Origin of the sequence: Termitidicoccus mucosus (genome assembly GCF_038725785.1) — a bacterium.
Classification (GTDB): Bacteria; Verrucomicrobiota; Verrucomicrobiia; order Opitutales; family Opitutaceae; genus Termitidicoccus; species Termitidicoccus mucosus.
The window spans coordinates 1,276,483-1,294,552 of sequence record NZ_CP109796.1; the positions used below are offsets into that span (position 1 = coordinate 1,276,483).

General features: G+C 68.0%; 5 protein-coding genes. All 5 read right to left on the bottom strand.

The features are described from left to right. Window positions 1-36: 36 nt before the first annotated feature. A complete protein-coding gene (locus OH491_RS04300) occupies window positions 37-13,581 on the bottom strand; it encodes a filamentous haemagglutinin family protein (protein ID WP_342750872.1) in 13,545 nt (4,514 codons plus the stop codon). A 278-nt stretch (window positions 13,582-13,859) separates the two neighbouring features. Beyond that, window positions 13,860-14,765, bottom strand: coding sequence for a peptidylprolyl isomerase (locus OH491_RS04305; protein ID WP_068769173.1), 906 nt, complete (start codon window positions 14,763-14,765; stop codon window positions 13,860-13,862). Window positions 14,766-14,797: 32 nt separating this feature from the next. Next, entirely contained in the window at window positions 14,798-15,454 is a 657-nt protein-coding gene (locus OH491_RS04310; RefSeq protein ID WP_068769172.1) for a hypothetical protein, read from the bottom strand. A gap of 124 nt (window positions 15,455-15,578) precedes the next feature. After that, a complete protein-coding gene (locus OH491_RS04315) occupies window positions 15,579-17,255 on the bottom strand; it encodes a putative porin (protein ID WP_068769171.1) in 1,677 nt (558 codons plus the stop codon). Between the two features lie 77 nt (window positions 17,256-17,332). Then, window positions 17,333-18,070 carry a TonB C-terminal domain-containing protein gene (locus OH491_RS04320; RefSeq protein ID WP_068769170.1) on the bottom strand — a complete coding sequence of 246 codons (738 nt, stop codon included), beginning with the start codon at window positions 18,068-18,070 and terminating at the stop codon, window positions 17,333-17,335.

The following is an 18,070-nucleotide window of genomic DNA, read 5'->3' on the forward strand; positions in this document are numbered from 1 at the left end:
ATTCGGAAATGGCATAAGAGATTATCTCTAAATGATCTAGTGGGTCAAATGGGCGACGGGGACACCGTCAGGAAGCAGCGCGGCGGTCTCGGGCGGAGGCTCTTCGATCGGGCCGTAACCGACGGTCTCGACAGTGATGATCGAGGGAATGACCGGGGCGGCGGCCGGGGCGCGGCGGGTGCCGGCCGCGGCTTCCATCGCGGCGGCGGTGGCGGCTCCGGCCGTGTTGGTCGCGGCCGTAAGGGCGCCAAGATTTGGCAGCGCGGCCATGGGAATACCGGTCGCATCACCCTGCACTTGGATATTGGCGGCGTTGATCACCTGTAAGGCTGCAAGGTTGATATTACCCGAGACCCGGATGCCGGCCTCGCCCACGTCGATGGTGCCCAAGGGGGCGATCAGGTCCACGTCGCCAGCCGGCACCTCGGGGATCGGAGCCAGCGTGGCAATGCCCGCGCCGCTGCTCGGCACGGTCGGCGACAGCGTCACGTTGCCGTAGTTGTCGTAAACCCTCTTGGGCGGCGTATAGACAATCGTGGTCTTGCTGCCGCGTCCGGCATTGATGTCGCCCTCTGCCGACCAGCCAAAGATGGCGCCGCCGAAGGTCGTCATGATGCGCGAGAGGCCGAGCAGGATGCTGCCCTCGGAATATATTTGAATGTCACCCGCGCCTTGCGTGACCACGCCCGCGGTCGCGGGGGGCACCTGCCCTTCCATGCCGACCATCACCTGCCCGCCCGGCGCCAGCATCTGGATGTCGCCGCCGAAGAGTGTGCGGATGCCCGAGCCGCCAAACATCGTGATGTCGCCCGTGCGCACGATTTCGTTGTCGTTCGCGTCGGTCTCGGGGAACAACGTGGCGATCATCTGACGGCCCCGCAGGTAGCTGGCGAAGCGGCGGCTTTCCGGGTTGTTGTATTCGCGGCCGCCCTCGCGCAGTTCGTTGTAATAGACCGAGCGCAGGAAGACGCGCTGCTCCTCCGGCTTCAACTCCGTCGTGAACCAGGCCAGCGCGGTCTCACTGTCGGCGGCCTCGTAGTTGTAGTTTTCTTTCAACCACGCCATCAGTTCCTCGTCGTAAACCTTCGCGACTTTGCCGTGGTTTTCGGGGTAGTCGGGGTGGTAGAGCGGCAACTCCGGGTTGGCGAGATTGGCCGGGTCGAGGTAGAGATCGCGCAGGGCGTCCCAAGCCACGCCGTTGGCCATGCCGGCCATCAGGGCGATGTCGGCGCCGGGGCGGTTGTCGCCGGGGAGGAGCGCGCCCCGGCTGGTCAGCGTGCCGTTGTCGCCTTGGTAGATGTTGCGCCCGGCGGTGACTTCCAGCGCGCCGGGGCCGTAAATTTCCACGTTGGCGTGGATGATGTCGCGGCCCGCCGAGAGGAGCGAGACGTCGGTGTCGCGGGCGTTGAGGATGAGGTTGGGGGCGTCGTAGTAGGAGCCGGAGGCGCCGCCGAAGGCCACGATGTCGCGGCCGGCCAGGATGTGCGCGGCTTTCGCCACCGGGAGGCGGGTGGTGACGCCGTAGCTGCTGGCGAGGTCGCCCATGCGGAAGCTCACGATGTCGCCCTCGGCGGCGTAGATGCGCATGGGGTCGGCGTCGGCGGCGTGCAGGTTGGTGAGCGGCATGTCGGGCTGGAAGGCGAAGTAGCCTTGCGTGGGCGTGCGCGTGCCCTGGTCGCCTTCGTAGCGCGGCAGGCCGTAGGCGATGAGCGTGTTGGTGAGGGCGTAGGCGTCAGTGAAATAGCTCGTGCCTGGCCCGGCCAGGATGTAGGCCGGTTTGAAGGGATTCGGGATGAGGTCGAGGGTGGCGCTCGCGCCGGACATGGCGAGACGCGCGGGGCCTCCGATGACGCCGGCGTAGATGGAATCCATCGCCAGCAGTTCGAGCTGGCCGGTGGCGGAGGGGACCAGTTCGATGGTCATCGGCGAGTTGGTGATGCGGCTGCCGTAGTAGATGCTGCCGGCGGCGGCGGTGGCGTAAAACCTGGGCGTGGTCAACAGCAGGCCCGAAGTGCCCAGGCCGAAGGGTGCGATGTTGCCGCCGGCGGAGAAGAGCGAAACGGCGGTGTCGTCCCGCCAGAGGGAAAACCAGGTCAAGGCGGTGTTCTGGCTGGCGGGGTCGGGCTGGTAGTCGAAGAGGCGGGTGTTGGCGCTGTAGATGTCGCCCATGGTGGCGTCGCGGGGGACGTTGACGGAGAGGTTGCCGCGGGTGCGGAAGGCCACCGAGCCGTCGCCGGGCGTGATTTGCGGGGCACCTTGCGGCGTGTAGGCGTAGCCGCTGGATATGCCCCCGGCGGCGTAGATGTCGGGCGCGCGGGGGTCGCCCGAGGAGAGGGCGCCGTAGGCGGGTTTGAGGAAGCCGATGGCGGCAGCCTCCAGCCGGATGTCGCCGCGCAGGTTGGTGAAGGAGCCGCCGTCCATGTCGAGGTAATCGAACGAGGCGAAGGGGTTGAGGCGGCCGCCGATGCGCACGTCGATGTCGCCGCCGCCGGTTTGCGTGATTTCGCCGCCGGTGACGACGCCGTCCCGGGTGGTCACGGAGGTGACGCGGCCAGTCGAGCCGACGGCGACGAGCAGGGAGGTGCTGTAAACGTCATCGGTGCCGCCATATTGGCTGCGACTGACGGGGGAGGCGAGCACGCCGGCATCGCCGCCGACGCGGATGCGGACGTTGCCGCCGCCGAGGGCGCCGAAGCCGGAGAAGCCGTAGAGGGCGGCGGCGGGTTTCTGGTTGTAGGTGACCGGGATGAAGGTGCCGAAGTTGAGGCCCCAGGCGGTTTTGATGCCGAGGGCGTCGTCGCCGCCTTGTTTCCAGAGCCAGTTGGAGACGGACTGGTTGTTCAGCCCGCCCTGTTTGTAGGTGTAGGCGGAGAGGTCGCCCTGGACGGTGACGGTGAGGTCGCCGCCGTGGTCGGGATACCAGACGGAGCGTTCGCCGAGGGCGGAGGCCCAGTCGGCGAGGGTCGCGCCGAGCACGATGCCGGGGGGACGGGGGAGGCGGAAGGCTTCGTCGCCGCCGCCGGGCAGTTCGGTGTCGGTGCCGGCGGTGTAGATGCCGTAGGGGGCGGTCTGGGTGAAATCGCCGCCGGCGAGGAGGTCGAGGCTGCCGATGCCGGTGCGGATGACGTTGAGGCCGGGCTGGCTGATGTTGCTACGGCGGAGGTTGTCGAGGGTGAGGTTGCCGGCGTGACCGGCGGCGGCGAGGGCGTGCGCGGGGAGGAGGGCGCGGGCGTCGGCGGCGGAGAGGTCGGCGCCGGCGGCGAGGCGGATGTCCGCCGACAGGCTGCCGGGGGCGAGCATGGGGGCGACGGCCCAGAGCAGGCGGGATTGCGCGTCGTAGAGGGTCTCGGCGATGTTGGTGCCGGCGGGGAGGGTGTCCCCGGCGAGGAACGGCAGCGGGTTGGTGAGGATGTAGTTTTTGGGCAGGGAGGTGCCGGGCGGGATGACGAAGGATTCCACTTCGTATTCGTTGCCGGAGTAGAAGCCGACCTGAGCGCTGATGATCGTGCCTCGGGGCAGCAGGGTGCCGGGGGGGATGGAGGGGTTGTCGCGCGCATTATACTCGGTGCCGTCGGGGAGGCGGATGTATTGGTTGCCGCCGACGCGCTCGGCGCTGCCGCCGGTCGTGAAGTCCTTGGCCAGAACCACATCGACGGGCGCCCTGTTATAGGCGCCAATCGTGAGGCCGCTGAATTTGACGGTGGCGTTGGCGGGGGTGTTGGAGCGCAGTTTGGTGCCGGCGTGGAAGATGGTGCCCTCGGCGAGGTTGCGCGGGAGTTGGTCGCCGGGCAAATAGGTCTTCGGCGTTCCGCCCTGAGTCGCCACGACATCCACCCTGCCCTCTTCGACAACGGGCAGGTCACTGGCGTCCGGGAAGGCAAAGACATAACTCCAGGCGGTTTGGTTATAAGGGACATTCCACAGGACCATGGCCGTGGCCGCGGTTTCGCCGCCGGGAAGTTCCTGGGGGCCGGGGAAGGTGACGGCGAAGGGGAGGCGGGAGCCGCTGTCGAACTTTGTGCCGGCGGGGAGGTTGAGGTCGAAGGTGAGCACGGTGTCGGCGGCGACCCTGCCGGCGGCGAGGAGGAGGGCGCGGTCGTCGGGCGTGGGTTTGGCCTGGGCAAAGCCATCGGTGATGCTGCCCTTGATGACGAGGTCGGCGGGGGCGCGCAGTTGGAGGGCGAGGGGCTCGCCCGCGCCGTAGCTGGCGGAGGCGGGGGCGCGGTCGGCGGCGGGGCCGTAGCGGTAGCGGGAGAGGTCGAGGTCGCCGGGGACGGTGAGCTTGCCGCCGGAGGCGTCGCCGCCGGTGATTTCCACGCCGGGGCGGAGGTGGAAGGCGTCGCCGCGGGCCTTGAGGCCGGCGAGGCGGTTTTGGAGGGCGGTGTCGGCGAGGGCGTTGGCGTGGAAGAGCTGGTTTTGCGCGTCGATCTGATCGAGGCCGGCAAAGCCTTTTTGCGGGTCGGCGTAGGTTTCGGCGTCGGTGGTGGTTTTGGTCAGGTTGTCGGGCGTCGTCACGACGGTGTTGACGTTGCCGATGGCGGTGCCGGGGGGGGCCATCACGGTGGTGGTTTCGAGGGTTTTGAGGAGTTCGACGTTCGTGACGGTGGTGATGAGCCTTCCGGGGGTGGAGTCATCAATGACGGTGTCGATGCTGGGCGGGGTGTCGAGGGCGACGAGCGCGGAGGTCTGGCTGATGACCTCGCGGTTGGCGTTGGTGGCTTTGATCCAGTAGGGGCCGTTACCGGAGGCGTCGTAGCAGCCGAAGAGCTGCGTGCCGGAGGGCACGCCGTCGATGTCGATCATCACGTCATCGGTGAAGGTGGCGTCGTTCATGACGATCTGGCCGATTTTGTCGCCGGGATTGTAAACGGTGCCGTCGCCGCCGGTGATTTTCCCGGAGACGAGCGTGGCTTTGCCACTTTTCAGGCCGGTCTGGCCGGGGAAATAGAGGCTAAATACATAAGGATAAGTGGAGTAGTCTGCCTGGAGGGCAAAGCCGAGGGCATAGTTCAGCTCGACATAGTCGGGGTAGCCAACGGTCATGTTCATGCCGAAGGGGAAGCTTTCGCCCGAAAACGTGGTGACGGTAACGGTAACGGTGCGGGTCATGGTTTCCAGGAGGGTGCGGGTGGTGGTCTGGAGTTCGTTGGAGCTGATGGGCGAGTCGGTGCCGTTGTCCTGCACGATGGAGCCGTTTTCGTCGGCGGGGGAGTAGGTCCAGTAGGCGTTGAGGGCGATGGAGTCTGCGCCGCGGATGTCGAGGGGGCCGGAGGCGTCGATGTTGATGTCGCCGCCGGTTTCGTCGGCGCGGCGGGCGTTGAGGGTGAGGCGGCCGCGGTCCACGCCGTCGGGCGAGGAGAGGTCGAGGGTGGCGCCGGCGTCGAGGCGCAGCCAGCCCTCGGCGGAGGAGAGTTCGATGTGGGCGCGGTTGAGGGCTTCGACGGGCTGGCCGTAGCCGTCGAGCTGCATCTCCGTGCCGCGCACGTCGAGGACGGCGGTGGAGGCGAGGCGGAGGTCGTCGCGGGAGGCGAGGCGGATGGAGCCGGGGCGGGGGCCGGAGGCGTCGATGAGGCCGTTGACGGTGAGGCTGCCGTTATCGACGGAGACGGAGATATCGCGGGCCTTGAGGCCGTCGCCGATGAGGAGGTCGCCTTCGGTGAAGCGGAAGGAGCGGGCGGCGGAGAAGCCGTCCTGGGTGAGTCGGGTGTTGAGGGCGGCGAAGGCGGAGGAGAGGGCGGCGGGGTCGTCGGCGATGAGGCGTGCGCGGAGGTCGAAGGAGCCGCCATCGTGCCCCTCCCCGCCGGTGGCGAGGAGTTCGCCGTCGAGGCGGACGCGGCCCGAGAGGGCGGAAAGGGTGAGCAAGCCGGCGTCCTCGCCGGGGGCGGAGAGGTCGATTTGCGCGCCGGCGCGGTGGGTGATGTTGCCGGAGGTGCTTTCGAGGGAGGCGTCGCCGCCCCAGGTGTGGCGGGTGACGTCGTGGAAGACGACGGGGAGGCCGGAGAGGTCGAGGCGGGCGGCGTCGGCGAGGGTGATGTCGCCCGCGGCGGAGAGGGTGAGCCTGCCGCTGTGGAGGACGATGGAGGAGGCGATGTCGATGGAGGAGGCGGTGTGCAGGCCGATTTCCGCGCCGAGGCCGGAGGCGGCGGGCGCGGAGGTGGCGGCGGAGGGAGCGGTGACGTCAATCGGGCCGCCGGCGTGGAAGTGGAGGAAGGCGGCGGAGTCGCCGGTGAGGAGCGGGGTGTTGAGGTGGAGGGCGCCGCCGGCGCCGACGTAGGCGGCGGGGTCGAAGACGTCGAGGGCGGCGGGGTTGTCGCCGGTTTGGTAAACGGAGAGGGTGCCGCGGGCGTTGGCGGTGATGGCGGAGGAGGCGTTGAAGGCCACATCGGAGAAGCCGAGCATGAGGCGGTCGAAGGTGATGGAGGTGTCGGGCCGGGCGGGGGAGGGGTAGCCGAAGACGATGGAGCCGGCGTCGATGACGAAGCGGCCGGAGCCCGCGCCGCCGTCGCGCAGCGCGCCGGGTCTGGCGCTGGAGGAGACGAGGCCGTAGGAGCTTTCGGCCTCGAAGATTTCGGCGCCGTTCCAGACGAAGGTGTCGGTGGTGAGGCGGACGGTGTCGGCGGCGGAGCCGTAGCCGTAGAGGGCGGGGCTGTTGAAGACAAGTTGGGCGAGGCTGGAGCGGCCGGTGGCGGGGTCGATGGTGTTGAGGGCAATGTCGCCAAAGAAGTTGATGGATTGCGAGGCGCCGAGGATGAGCGTCTCGACGGCAGGGGCGCCGGAGGCGGGGTCGCCGGCGAGGAGGCCGTCGAGGATGGACTGGTTGAGGATCATGCCGTCGGGCAGGGGGCCGGCGGCGGCGAGGGCGTCGGAGGAGCCGATGTTGAAGGAGGGGACGGTGAGGAAGAGGTTGCGCGTGCCGAAGCGGGCGGAGCCCTCCATGTTCAGGCCGCGGTCGGAGTAGAAGCCGATGGAGCCTTCGGAGCGGAGGGAGACGCCTTCGCCGAGCGTGATGGAGGAGGTGTTGAGGCCGGCGGGGGAGTTGAGGACGAGCAGGCCGTTGGAGACGGCGAGCAGGGCGAGTTCGCCGTAGGGGGTCGGGGCGTCGCCAAAAAGGAGGCCAGAGGAGGAATCGGGCGAGGCGATGCCGCGCCCGAGGGTGTCGATGGTCGCGCCGCTTTCCAGTGTGATGGTGTCGCGGGAGGCGAGGATGACTTGCGAGCCGCGCAGGGTGACGCCGCCCTCGATGAGCAAATCGTAGCCGAGCTGCCCCATGCCGCCGGTGGAGACGGAGAGGGCGGTGGCGCCCTGCGAGGGGACGCCGCCGATGTAGAGATTGGGGGCGTTGACGCGGTCGAGGGCGTCGGAGGAGACGGTGATGTAGGCGCCCCGGTCGGCGGTGTCGCGGTTTTCCGTGGCGCTGCCGGGGGCGGTGATGACGAGGTTGACATAGCGGCTGCTGGAGAGCGCGAAGCCGCCGTCGTAGCCGCCGGGCGCGGCGGAGAAGTCGGCCAAGCCGTCAAAAACGAGGGCGCTGTTGGCGTCGCCCTCGGGATAGTCGCCGGGCGAGAAGGTGAGGTATTTGCCGTCGGCCTCCAGCCGGGGGCGGAGGTTGCCAAAGATGCCGGCCTGCTCCACCTGGTAGGCGGCGAAACTTTGCTCGTTGTAGTGCGCCCAAGTGCGGAAGACCGCGCCGGGCGTGACGGTGACGAGGTTGGGTAAGGCATCGCGGATGCCGGTGCCGGCGACGCCCTGCACGCCCATCATCGCAAAGGAGCCGTCGCGCTGCGCGGTGACGCCCGCGAAGGGCCGGCTGGTCGCCGCGCCGAGTTCGACGCGGAAGGCGCCAGGGAGCAACGCATAGTTGGCCGGCAGGAGCGTGTAAGTGCCGGCGGGCAGGCCGGGCACGCCGGCGGGGATGGTGATGGTCTGGCCGGCTTCCGGCACGGCGCCGGTCCATTGCGAGGCGTAGCCGCCGGCGACGGGGGCGGTGACGACGCCGGGGACGATAGCGAAGACCTGGCCACCGGGGTTGCGCGGATAGAGCAGCGTGTCAACCGAGCCGCCGCGCCCGGTGACGAACGCGCCGCCGAGGAGGTGGCCGCCGCCGGAGAGGTCGAGCAGCGAGCCGGCCTCGCCGTGGAAGGAATCCGCGTTGACGGTCACCACGCCCTGGGCTCCCACATAGGCGCCGAGGATGGCGGAGGTCACCGCTTTTTCGCCGTTGACGAGGTAATCGACGCCGTCGGCGGTGCCGCCGTAGGGCATGAGCAGACCGTTGGCGCTGACGGAGGTGATGCTGCCGTCGAGCAGTTCCACCAGGCCGCCGTTGGTGAGGCCGCCAGTCAGGGTGATGGAGCCGAGGGGCGCGCGGACGATGCCGCCCTGCCGGACGGTTTGCGCGCCCAATTCCAACTGGCCGAAGACCGAGAGCGGCACGGCGGGCGTCTCCGCGCCGACGCGCTCGATGGCGAGCAGGTCGCCGGCGGTGACGCGGGCCAGCGTGTTGCTCGTCGGGTAGAGTTGCGCAGCGGCGAGGGTGAGCTCGCCCGGCGCCTGAACGAGGGTGCGCCGGTCGAGGCTGCTCGATGAAGTGGAGGCGACGGAGGGCAGGAAACGCAGGTCGCCGGCGCTTTCGACGCGGACCTGGTCGTAGTCGATCTTCGCGAGGTGGCGGAAATCCACCAGGCCGCCCGCGATGTCGAAGGAGCCGCCGGCGGGGAGGACGGGCACCCGGTCGGGATACACGTCCGAGCCGCCGCCGTTCAGCACAGACCAGCCGTCCACGTAAACATACGGGGCGGCGAGGGAGACGCGCGCGCCCTCGGCGCTGTTGCCCAAGTAGCCCTTGGAAAGCGTGAGGCTGCGCCCGAGGCTCAGGCTCACGTCGCCGTCGAAGACGATGCCATTTCTCCCCCAAAGGGAAACGCTGTCGAAGCCGCCCGCGGTGATTTGCTCGACGCTGACGCGGGCCGCGCCGAGCGAGCCGATCACGAACGCCTCATCCGCCTCCCCCGCCCGCAAATCGGCGGACAGGCTGGAGACGTGCTCCTGCCCGACGGCGAGCACCCGCCCTTGCATAAGCGCCGCCGGCATCTGGGAGGGCTGGACGTTGGTGTAACGGGGAGCCTCGATGACGACGTTCAGCGCGCCGGCGCTGGCGCCTTCGCCGCCGGCACGGGCGCGGAGTTCGCCGTCCAGAAAGATGCCGCTGTAGGAGGTAAGCGAAATGGAGCCGCCGTGACTGGCAACAGTGCGCGCCTGGTATTTCGCGCCCACGGGAAGATCGAGGACGGCGCTGGCGCCGGAGACATCGAGCACCGCGCCGGGGCGGACGATGACCCAGGCCTCGGTCGAATCCTGCGTCTGCGTCAGGCCGTCCGGATCCCGGCGCAGGACGCCTTCGCTGCCGAGGACGATGGAGCCGCCGTCCGTGACGAGGCCGTAGTCGCGGCCCGAAAAATCTCGCGCGGTGACGGCGAGGCCCGAGGCGTCGAGCCGCGCGTTTTCACCGATCCAGACGGAGGTCTCGCCCGGCCCTGGGTAAACGGGCAGATTCGGACTGTTCGATGCCCTGGGCGACTCGAAAATCGTGCGCGAATTGGCGATGATGATTTCGCCGCCGCGGGCCGTGATCGCGCCATCGACGGTAAGTTGCCCGGCTGCGCTGAGTCTGACCCGCTGCCCCGGATCGACCGTGATGGCGGCGTCCTGGCCGACGACCACCGCGCCATGGGAAATGATGGGCGTGCCGACGGTCGGGAAGGAGCCCGTCAGCCCCTTGAGCGCGAGGCTGGCGCCGGCGCGTTGGGTGAGCGTGCCCTTGGCGGGGTTTTCGGTGAAGAGCGGCGGCAGGTCGAAGTCGGCCACGTCCGCGATGTCCGCGCCGGTGGGCGCGCTCAGGCTCGCGGCATTGAACCGGTAAACGGGCATGACCACGTCGATTTGCGCGCCGGGGTGGACCGTCACGCCCAGCGTGCTGGCGAGCGAATAATCCGAGAAGCCCTGCCGGAAAAACTCCGCGTCCATGTTCAGGGGGGCGCGGACTTTGACGGCGTGGGTCAGCGACGCGCCTTTGGGGATGATCGTGCCGGCGGCGACGGTGAGGTCTTTCGTCAAAATGGTGTCCGCCGGGTAGGTGGTTTTGATGGGGCTGGGCAAGGGGATCGGCTCCGAGAAAAGCTCGACGGGAAAAGCGTATCCGGCGGACCAGCTCCATGCGTAGATGTAGCCGATTTTCGTGCCGGCGGGGATGAGCGATCCCGTGTTGTATTCTGTCTCGGAGGGTGTCCCGCCGGATGTCCTCAATGACATGCCTGACGGCACGATGAAATCGACACCCGTCGTCATGGGATTGGGATGGTTGGAATAACTACCCCACTGCAGGTAAGTCCCGGGCAGAGGGTCGCCCGGCTTGATTTCGGACATCACCACTTCAAAGGAAAACGGCGGCTGGCTGCCGGCGGGGAAAACGGTGTCCTCGGCGAGCGTGAGGTCCATGGGGGCGACTTCGCCGACGGCGAGCAGGCCGTCGGTCTCCAGCAACCGGCCGCCGACGGAGATGTTTGTCCAGGCGTTGAGGGCGAGTTTGCCGCCCTTGGTGAAGCCGCGGGAGACGAGTTCGCCTTCGAGGCGCATGCCGCGGCCGGAGAGGGTGATGTCGCCGCCCGCGCCGCCCACGGTGGAGGCGTCGGCCAGCACCGCGCCGCCGGCGGAGGCGTCGATGCGCGAGCCGGCCTCCATGACAAGGTCGCCGTAGCCGGTGTCGATGGTCACGGAGCCGCCGTCGCGGAAGGCGAGGCCCCAAGCGCTGTCGGGGTCGAGCGCGACGTTGGTCCACAGACCGCGGGTGTCGATGGTGACGCCGTCCTTGAGCGTCAGGCCGGCGGCGACGCTGACGCCGTTCACGTATTGGCCGCCGGTCTGGATGTGCACCGAGCCGCCGCGTGCGGTCAGGCTGCCGTTGAGCGTGAAGTCGCCGCCCGAGAAGTCGAGCGCGCCGCCGGGGGCGAGGGCGAGGTCGCCGCCGATGACAAAGGTGTTAAGCCGGCTCTGGATGGAGAGGCCGCCGAGCCCGGCGTCGTTGAGGCGGTCGAGGTTGAGCCAGATGAGCCGGTCAGCCGGGGCGGCGTCGGCGCCGGCGGAGGGGGGAGGGGCGGCGTCGCCGGCGGCGAGGAGCACGTCGGAATACCATTCGCGGCGGGGGTTGAAGGAGCCGGCGGAGGGGTCGTAGTTCTGGATGAGGAGGCGGCCGGCGAGGGCGGCCTGGGTCTGGCTGAGTTTGTAGCCGTCGGCGGCGCCGGCGGCGGGGCGGGCGTCGCGCTGCCGGGTGCCGTTGGTGACGGAGGCGTCGATGGCGCCGTCGAGCCGGGCGTCGATGGTGCGGATGGAGAATTGGCCGGCGTCGCGGCCCACGGTGTAGCCTTGCTCGTAGCGTTTGACGTTGGCCTGGCTGGTGAGGGAGTTGGAGTAAACCTTGGTCACGCCCCATTTTTCGGAGTATTCAACGTGGGCGTTGCCGAGGGCGTAATACACCAGGTCGGCGGGGGCGCTGCCGAGGTCGTAAAGTTTGCCGTCGCTGCCAAGGACGCGGGTGATGGTGAGGTAGCCGGACTGCACATCGAGGGAGCCGCCCGAGAGGTCGATGAGCGAGCCGGCCTCGGTGACGACGCTGTCGGCGATGAAGTTGACCGTGCCGCCCTGAGCCGTCCATTCGCCGATGCCGTGGGCTTGGTTGGCGAGATAACCGCCGGCCTCGATCAGGCCGCCGCCGGTGTAGTAGCGGTCGCTCTCGTAGCCGTCGGTGCCGGCGGGCACGTAGGTGAGGTCGCGGCGGTCAATCCAGACGTCCTGATTGAAGAGGGGGCGGTCGGGGTTGTCGCGGTTGAGCGGGGAGTCGCGCAACTCGAAGCCCTGGATGTTGACCTTGATATTGTTGTCCTCCATCGCCACGCGCACGCCGAGCGCGCCGGAAACATCGAGTTGCGCGCCGTCGGCGACGCGGATTTCGCCCCAGGTAAGCGGATTGACCTGGCTGACGGCGACGTCCTTGGTGCCGGCGGCGCTGTTGCCGGCGCTGACAGCGATTTGGCCGCCGGTGGCGAGCGCGAGGGAATCGCCCTCGAAAGTCACCAGTCCTCCACCGACAATCTCGATGCGCGACTGGTCGCGGCGGTCGGAGAGGGTGGAGTAGTTGTCGAATTTTGTGGTGTTGGCGAGGGCCTCGGTGACGCGCGCCTGGTCGAGCGCGGCGGACTCGGCGATGAGGGCATCGCGCTGGCTGTCGAGGGCGGTCTGGCCGTCGTCCCGAAGCTCGACGCGGTCGTCCTCGATGAGGAGGTCGCCGGCGATGATGGCGGTGACGGAATCCGCGCCGAGGGCGACGGCGGCGTCCTTGTCGTTGGCGGAGGTGAGGAGGTGGACGGTGCCGCGGGTGTTGACCGAGGTGGTGGCGACGGCGACGCCATCCTGCCGCACGTCACGCCCGGCGAGGGTGATGTCGCCTTCGCGGGCCACGATGAGGCCGGTGTTGGCGACCGCGCCCGCCGTGCTGTCGGTTTTGAACTGCGGGGAGACTTCGGTGCCACGAGTGGTGGAGTGTTTGTTTTCCTCGGTGCTGACGCCGCGGCGGAGGATGAAGCTGTCACCGGCGGCGAGCAGGGTCTGGCCTTTGCGTGTCGTAATTTCGCCGGCATTGGTCACAGCGGAACCGAGGAGGAGCACGGAGCCGCCGCCCTCGGTGGCGGAGGCGGGTTCGCGGGTGGTGATGCGCGCGCCGGCCTCGACGGTGACGGCGCCGAGCGCATCGGTGAAGGAGGGGACGGTGATGCTCGAGCCGTAGAGGCCGCGGTCGAGAAACTGCGCATTGGTCATGTTGGCGGCGGCAGCGACGAGGTTGCCGACATTGACCTGGGAGGCGCCGCCGAAGATGACGCCGTTGCGGTTGAGCACATAGACGGAGCCGTCGGCCTTGATGCTGCCGAGGATTTGCGAGGGCGACGTCTGCGCGTCGGTCACGCGGTTGAGAGCGACCCAGTCGCGGTTGCCCTGCTGGTCGAAGACCAGGTCGGTCTCGCGGCCCACATCAAAGCGGTCCCAGGTCAGGATGGCCTTCTGCGTCTCTTGGTCGATCTTGACGACCAGACGGCCGTTCTCGCCGGAAGTTTCCACCGGGCGGGCCGCGCCCTGCCACAGGGAGGGATCGAGATCCACGCCATTGGCGATCTTGAGTCCTCCGGATGGATTATCGGAGGTTGCCAGGCCGTTGAAACTGGACAGACCATTGAGCGCGGCACGGCGTGCGTCGGCCTGCGCCTGGCGGGCGGCTGCGATGGCCCGAACGGTGCGCACCAGCGACTGTTTCTGGGCCTGCGCCAGCGCGGTGGCGGTGGCCGGGTCCACGGCCTGCCCGCCGGTGCCGCCGGAAGGGTTGCTGGCGGCGGCGCCTCCGCCGGCCTTGGCACGGACACTGCCGACCAGGCTGGCCGCGCTGAGCGGCGCGGGAATCAGGGCGATGACCAGCACTGCCAAAACACCCGCGCTGGAGACGGACAGACAGAAGAGCGTGCGCAGGGCGCGGGCTGCCATTGTGAGCAGGCTGAAGACCGAAAACCTGAAAACTGACGGAATGCGACCGCGGGAAGACCGGGAAATAAGCGATGGTTTTTTCATGTCAAAAGTGGATGGGGTCCTGAGGCGAACCAGACGGTGCGAGGAACGCGGAAGGAGGGTGGAGGAACCAAGACTGCAACCTGCCACGGGCGCCGATGCGCCGCCTTCCGCGCTCGTCGCACCAGCCGGCGAGCCGTCCCGCCGGACCTGCGTTCGGCGGAACGTGGCATCAAAAGTCATTCGATGTTTCATGCTCATTGACCGGATGCGGGCGCGAGGACTTGTGAGAGGGCGAGTTCGTTGATCGAGACCGGATTTTTTTCCATGAGCCGGGTCAGATAGTTCTGGCGGTTGGCCTGGGCACGCTCGGCGCGGAGCCGCTGGACGAGTTGGACGCGCACCTCGTCGAGCGCGAGCGGACGGGTCTCGCGGACTTCGAGGGCCTTCAGGAGATGCCAGCCGTCATCGAGCCGCACCGGTTCGCTCACCCCGCCGGGTGCCAGGGAAGTCACGGCGTCGCGAATCTCCGGGCGGATCTGCCCGTCGGCCAGCCAGCCGAGTTCGCCGCCGCTGGCCGCGCTCTGCTTCTCGTCGCTTTCCACCCGGGCAAGCGCGGCGAAGTCGGCGCCGGGCTGCGCGAGCTTTTTGCGCACGTCGTCGAGGCGGGCGCGGGCCTCGTCCTGCTCCGCCTGGGAAGCGGTTTTCGGCGCGGCGATGTAGATCTGCGCGAGGCGCACCTGGCGCGGAGCCACCAGTGCGGGGCGGTTGGCCTCAAACACGGCCTGGAGATCAGCCTCGGAGGGGAAGTCCGCCGGGGGTTGCGAGACCGATTGCAGGTAGCTCTCGATCAGGGCGTTTTCCCGGAGCTTGTCGAGTTGGGCGGTAAAGGCGGGATTTTTGTCCCACTTCTGCGCGAGGGCTTCGTTGAGCACCACGCGGCGGGCCAGCAGCGAGCGCACGGCCTGGTTGAGCAGCGCGGGGTTGGCGGAGAGCGCGGCCTGCTCGCGCGGGCTGAGATTTTCCAGCGACGAGCGGATGTCGTCGATCTTGACCTCGGTGTCGCTGACCCGGGCCAGCACGCCCGCATCGGCGGCGAAGGAGGAAAGGCTGACGGAAGCCAAGCTCAGAATGGAGAGAAAGAGTGCGGAGGATTTTTTCATGACAAGAGATGGTTGGAGGCCGGAGGCAGGGGTTACGGTGCGGGCTGAGATTCCGCACCGCGGGCGGCGGTGTATTTGTTGTCCATGACGCGGTCGGCGTAGTCCTGGACGAGGTTCTGGATCTCCACGCGCTTGGCCCCGATGAACGGCTCCCGGGCCTTGAGCGCGTCGCCCAGGCCGAAGGATTCGAGCCGGTTGAGGATTTCCCGGGAGAGCTTGACCAGCTCCACGTTCTTCGCCTCGCGGTCGGCCACGGTCCGCTCCAGCCCGGCCACGCGGATTTCCAAGGCGGCGCGGGACTGTTCCTTTTCCCGGGCCAGGGCAGCCGCCTTTTCGGAGGAATCCTTCCACTTCGCCAGGTCGCCGGAGAGCTGCGCGGCTTTCTCCTCCTGCGCCACCACGATGGCTTTCAGGTCGGCGAGTTCCTTCGCGGCGGCGGCGCGGTCCTGCTCGCCCTGCCTCGACAGCGCGGCCACCTGCTTTTTCAGGGCGTCGCACTCCTTGGCCAGTTCGTCCTGCGTCACCTGCAGGGCGGCGTTTTCGCTCTGCGCGGTGCGCAACTGAATGGTCGTGCCGCGCAGGGCCTCGCGCAGGCGAAGCTCCATCGTGTTGTCCGGCTGCTGGGCCAAGGCGCACACGGGCGCGAGAACGAGCAGCGTTTGTAATATTATTTTGGATACGGTTTTCATCGGAAGTGAATCAGTTGGGGCACAGAGCGCGGACACGGAAGGGCGCGGAGGCGCCGGTGGTCGCTTGATTTTTTTCATGGCTCTGGGCTCTCCGTGGCGAAAAGGTTCGGAATCGGCGTGTGGTTCAGAACTTGGCGTTGATGTCGATCTGGAGGACATCCACGGAGAAGGAGGTGGCGGACACGTTGTCGGCGCTCAGCCAGCGCAGGCGGGCGTTGACGTTTTTGGACAGCCCCACGCTGGCCCCCAGCACGAAGCCTTTCAGGTTGGTGCCGCCCAGGCCAAAGTCCGAGTCGGTGAACCCGTCCACCACCGCGTCGGTCTCCAGATACTTGTAGGCAATCGACGCCTGCCAGTCCCAGCGTTTTTCCAGGACGCGCTGTCCGATGACCAGGCGGGTCGTCCATCCCATGTCGCCGCCGTCCACCAAACCGGAGGCGCCCTCGGCAAAGTTGTTCTGCGCGCCCAGCCGGTTGATCCGGTCTTCGTCGTAGGCGAGGTTCTTGACAAACTCGAACTCCAGCGCGAGCTGCACCGGATCAAACCGGGCATAATCGAGCCGGGCGGTCAGCGCCAGCTCACGGAACGGCGTGCCCAGCCCGTAATACTGGTAATCCTGCTGATACCAGGGCGAAGCGGGATCGCCGGTATAGAGGTTGTTGCGCAGCGCCATGTAGGTGTTGCCTTTTTGCGCGAAGGAGGGGCGGCGTGTGTCGGTGCTGCCGTCGTCGTTCGGATTGTTGAGCGGATCGGAGAGCTTGCCGGCGATGTTGGTGAAGCTGTAGTAGGCGGCGGCCACCTTCAGGCTGAGGTCCTTCGCGAGTTCGAGGCCGGTGCCGAGCTGGACGCCATGGAGCCACTTGTCGTCGCTCTTGAACTTGTCCAGCTGGCGGCTGGAGAAATTGAAGTCGGTGTTGTAAACGGGGAACAGGCCGAAGGTGGCGAAGGGTTGCCAGCGCCCCATGCGCCGGCCGGCCTGCAGCAGGATGCCGTCGAAACCGAGGTCGTCGTCCCAGACCAGGTCGGTGGCAAAGAACGGATTTTCAAAACGTCCGACGGTGACGGCGAGCTTGGTGCCGCCGAGGGCGGGCGCGTCGTATTTGACAAAGGCGCGGTCGAGCCAGAGGGCGTATTTGGAGCCGAGGCCGTCCGCGCCCATGCTCTGGTTGGTGGACACGGGCGAGGAGTCGCTGCCGGTGGCCAGGCGCAGGCCGGCGGTAAAGCCTTCGCCCAGATCGGCGTCGAGCGCGAGCCGGGCGCGCAGGCGCAGGCGGGCGCGGTCCTCGTTGACGTTGGCCAGCGGAGGCAGGACGGTGTTGGTGACGGAGGCGTTGTAGGGGGAGCCGCGGTTGAGGGAATTGAAGTTGATGGCGTCGGTGGGATCGTTGTCCCCGCCAAAAAAGCTGCCGTCGTAGCGGAAGCGGATGTCGCCGCTGAGGCGGAGCTTTTTGGTCCAGGCGGGCACCTCGCGCGGATCGGCCCAGTTTTCCTCCCGGGCCTGGCGCATGACATCCTGCCGGATGTCCTCGCGCATCTGCTGCCGGACCGTCTCCGGCACGTAGGTCACGCGCACCGTGCCGTCGGCCGCGGCAGGCCGCGCCGCCTCCGCCTTGGCCTCGGCTTTGCGGATGAGCGCATCGGCCTTCTCCTTGGAGAGGACACCCTCCTCGACGAGGAGGTGGACCAGATTAATGGCCACGCTCTCCGAACTGTCATCGGCAGAAGCGGCCGACAGTCCGGAAAAGCCAACGGACAAACTGAGCGCTGATACAAAGGTCAGCAGTTTACGGGTGGTTGTCATGTGAATGCGGATGCGGCGGTGCCGCGCAATTGAAGTGTTAAGTTAAAAATGGAAGAAACGGTGATCGGTGGATGGAATCAGGGACGTTGGGCGGTGAGGCGCAGGACGATGGGACTGGGCATATCAGCGGGCGGCGGTTCACGCAGGGTGAGACCGGTGAGAATTTCCTTTTCGATAATCGTATCCAGTTCACGGCTGCCGGTCGTCCCATTCAGCCGCGCCGCGCGGATGCGTCCGGCCTCGTCGGGCCAGATGCGCACCGTCACCCTCAGGTCAGCCACGCGGGTTTTGTCGTTTTTGCGCAATGCGTCGGCGATGGCGTTCTGCACTTGGGCGGCATACCAACCCCAGCGACTCCCGCCCCGGCCGGAACCGGCGCCCACGCCGGAGCCGCCGATGATCGAACCGCCGCCGCGACCGACCAGGCCGAACCCGTCCGGCGGGCCGTCGCCCTGGATGTTGGTGCCCATCGGCGCGGCGTCCTCGCCCGCGGGCTGCGGAGTCTCGGCGGGGCGTTCCTGCGGCTCGTCCGCCGCAACCGGCTCCTGCTCGATCATCTGCTGGTCCGGCGTTTCGGGCCGCTGGATTTCCTCGGGCTTTTGCGGCGGAGGCGGCGGTGGTGGTGGCGGCAGCGCCACCCGCACCATGGAAAACTCCTGCGGCTTGGGCGGCGGCGGCTTCGGTCCCGAGGCGGTCGAGACCAGCCACCAGGCGATGCCGCCGCCGGCCACCAGGCACAGCCCCAGCACCAGCCCGTAGCTGCGGAAAAATCCCGGCTCCTGCTCGTCGCGGTCGTTGAATGGATCGGTGGCCAT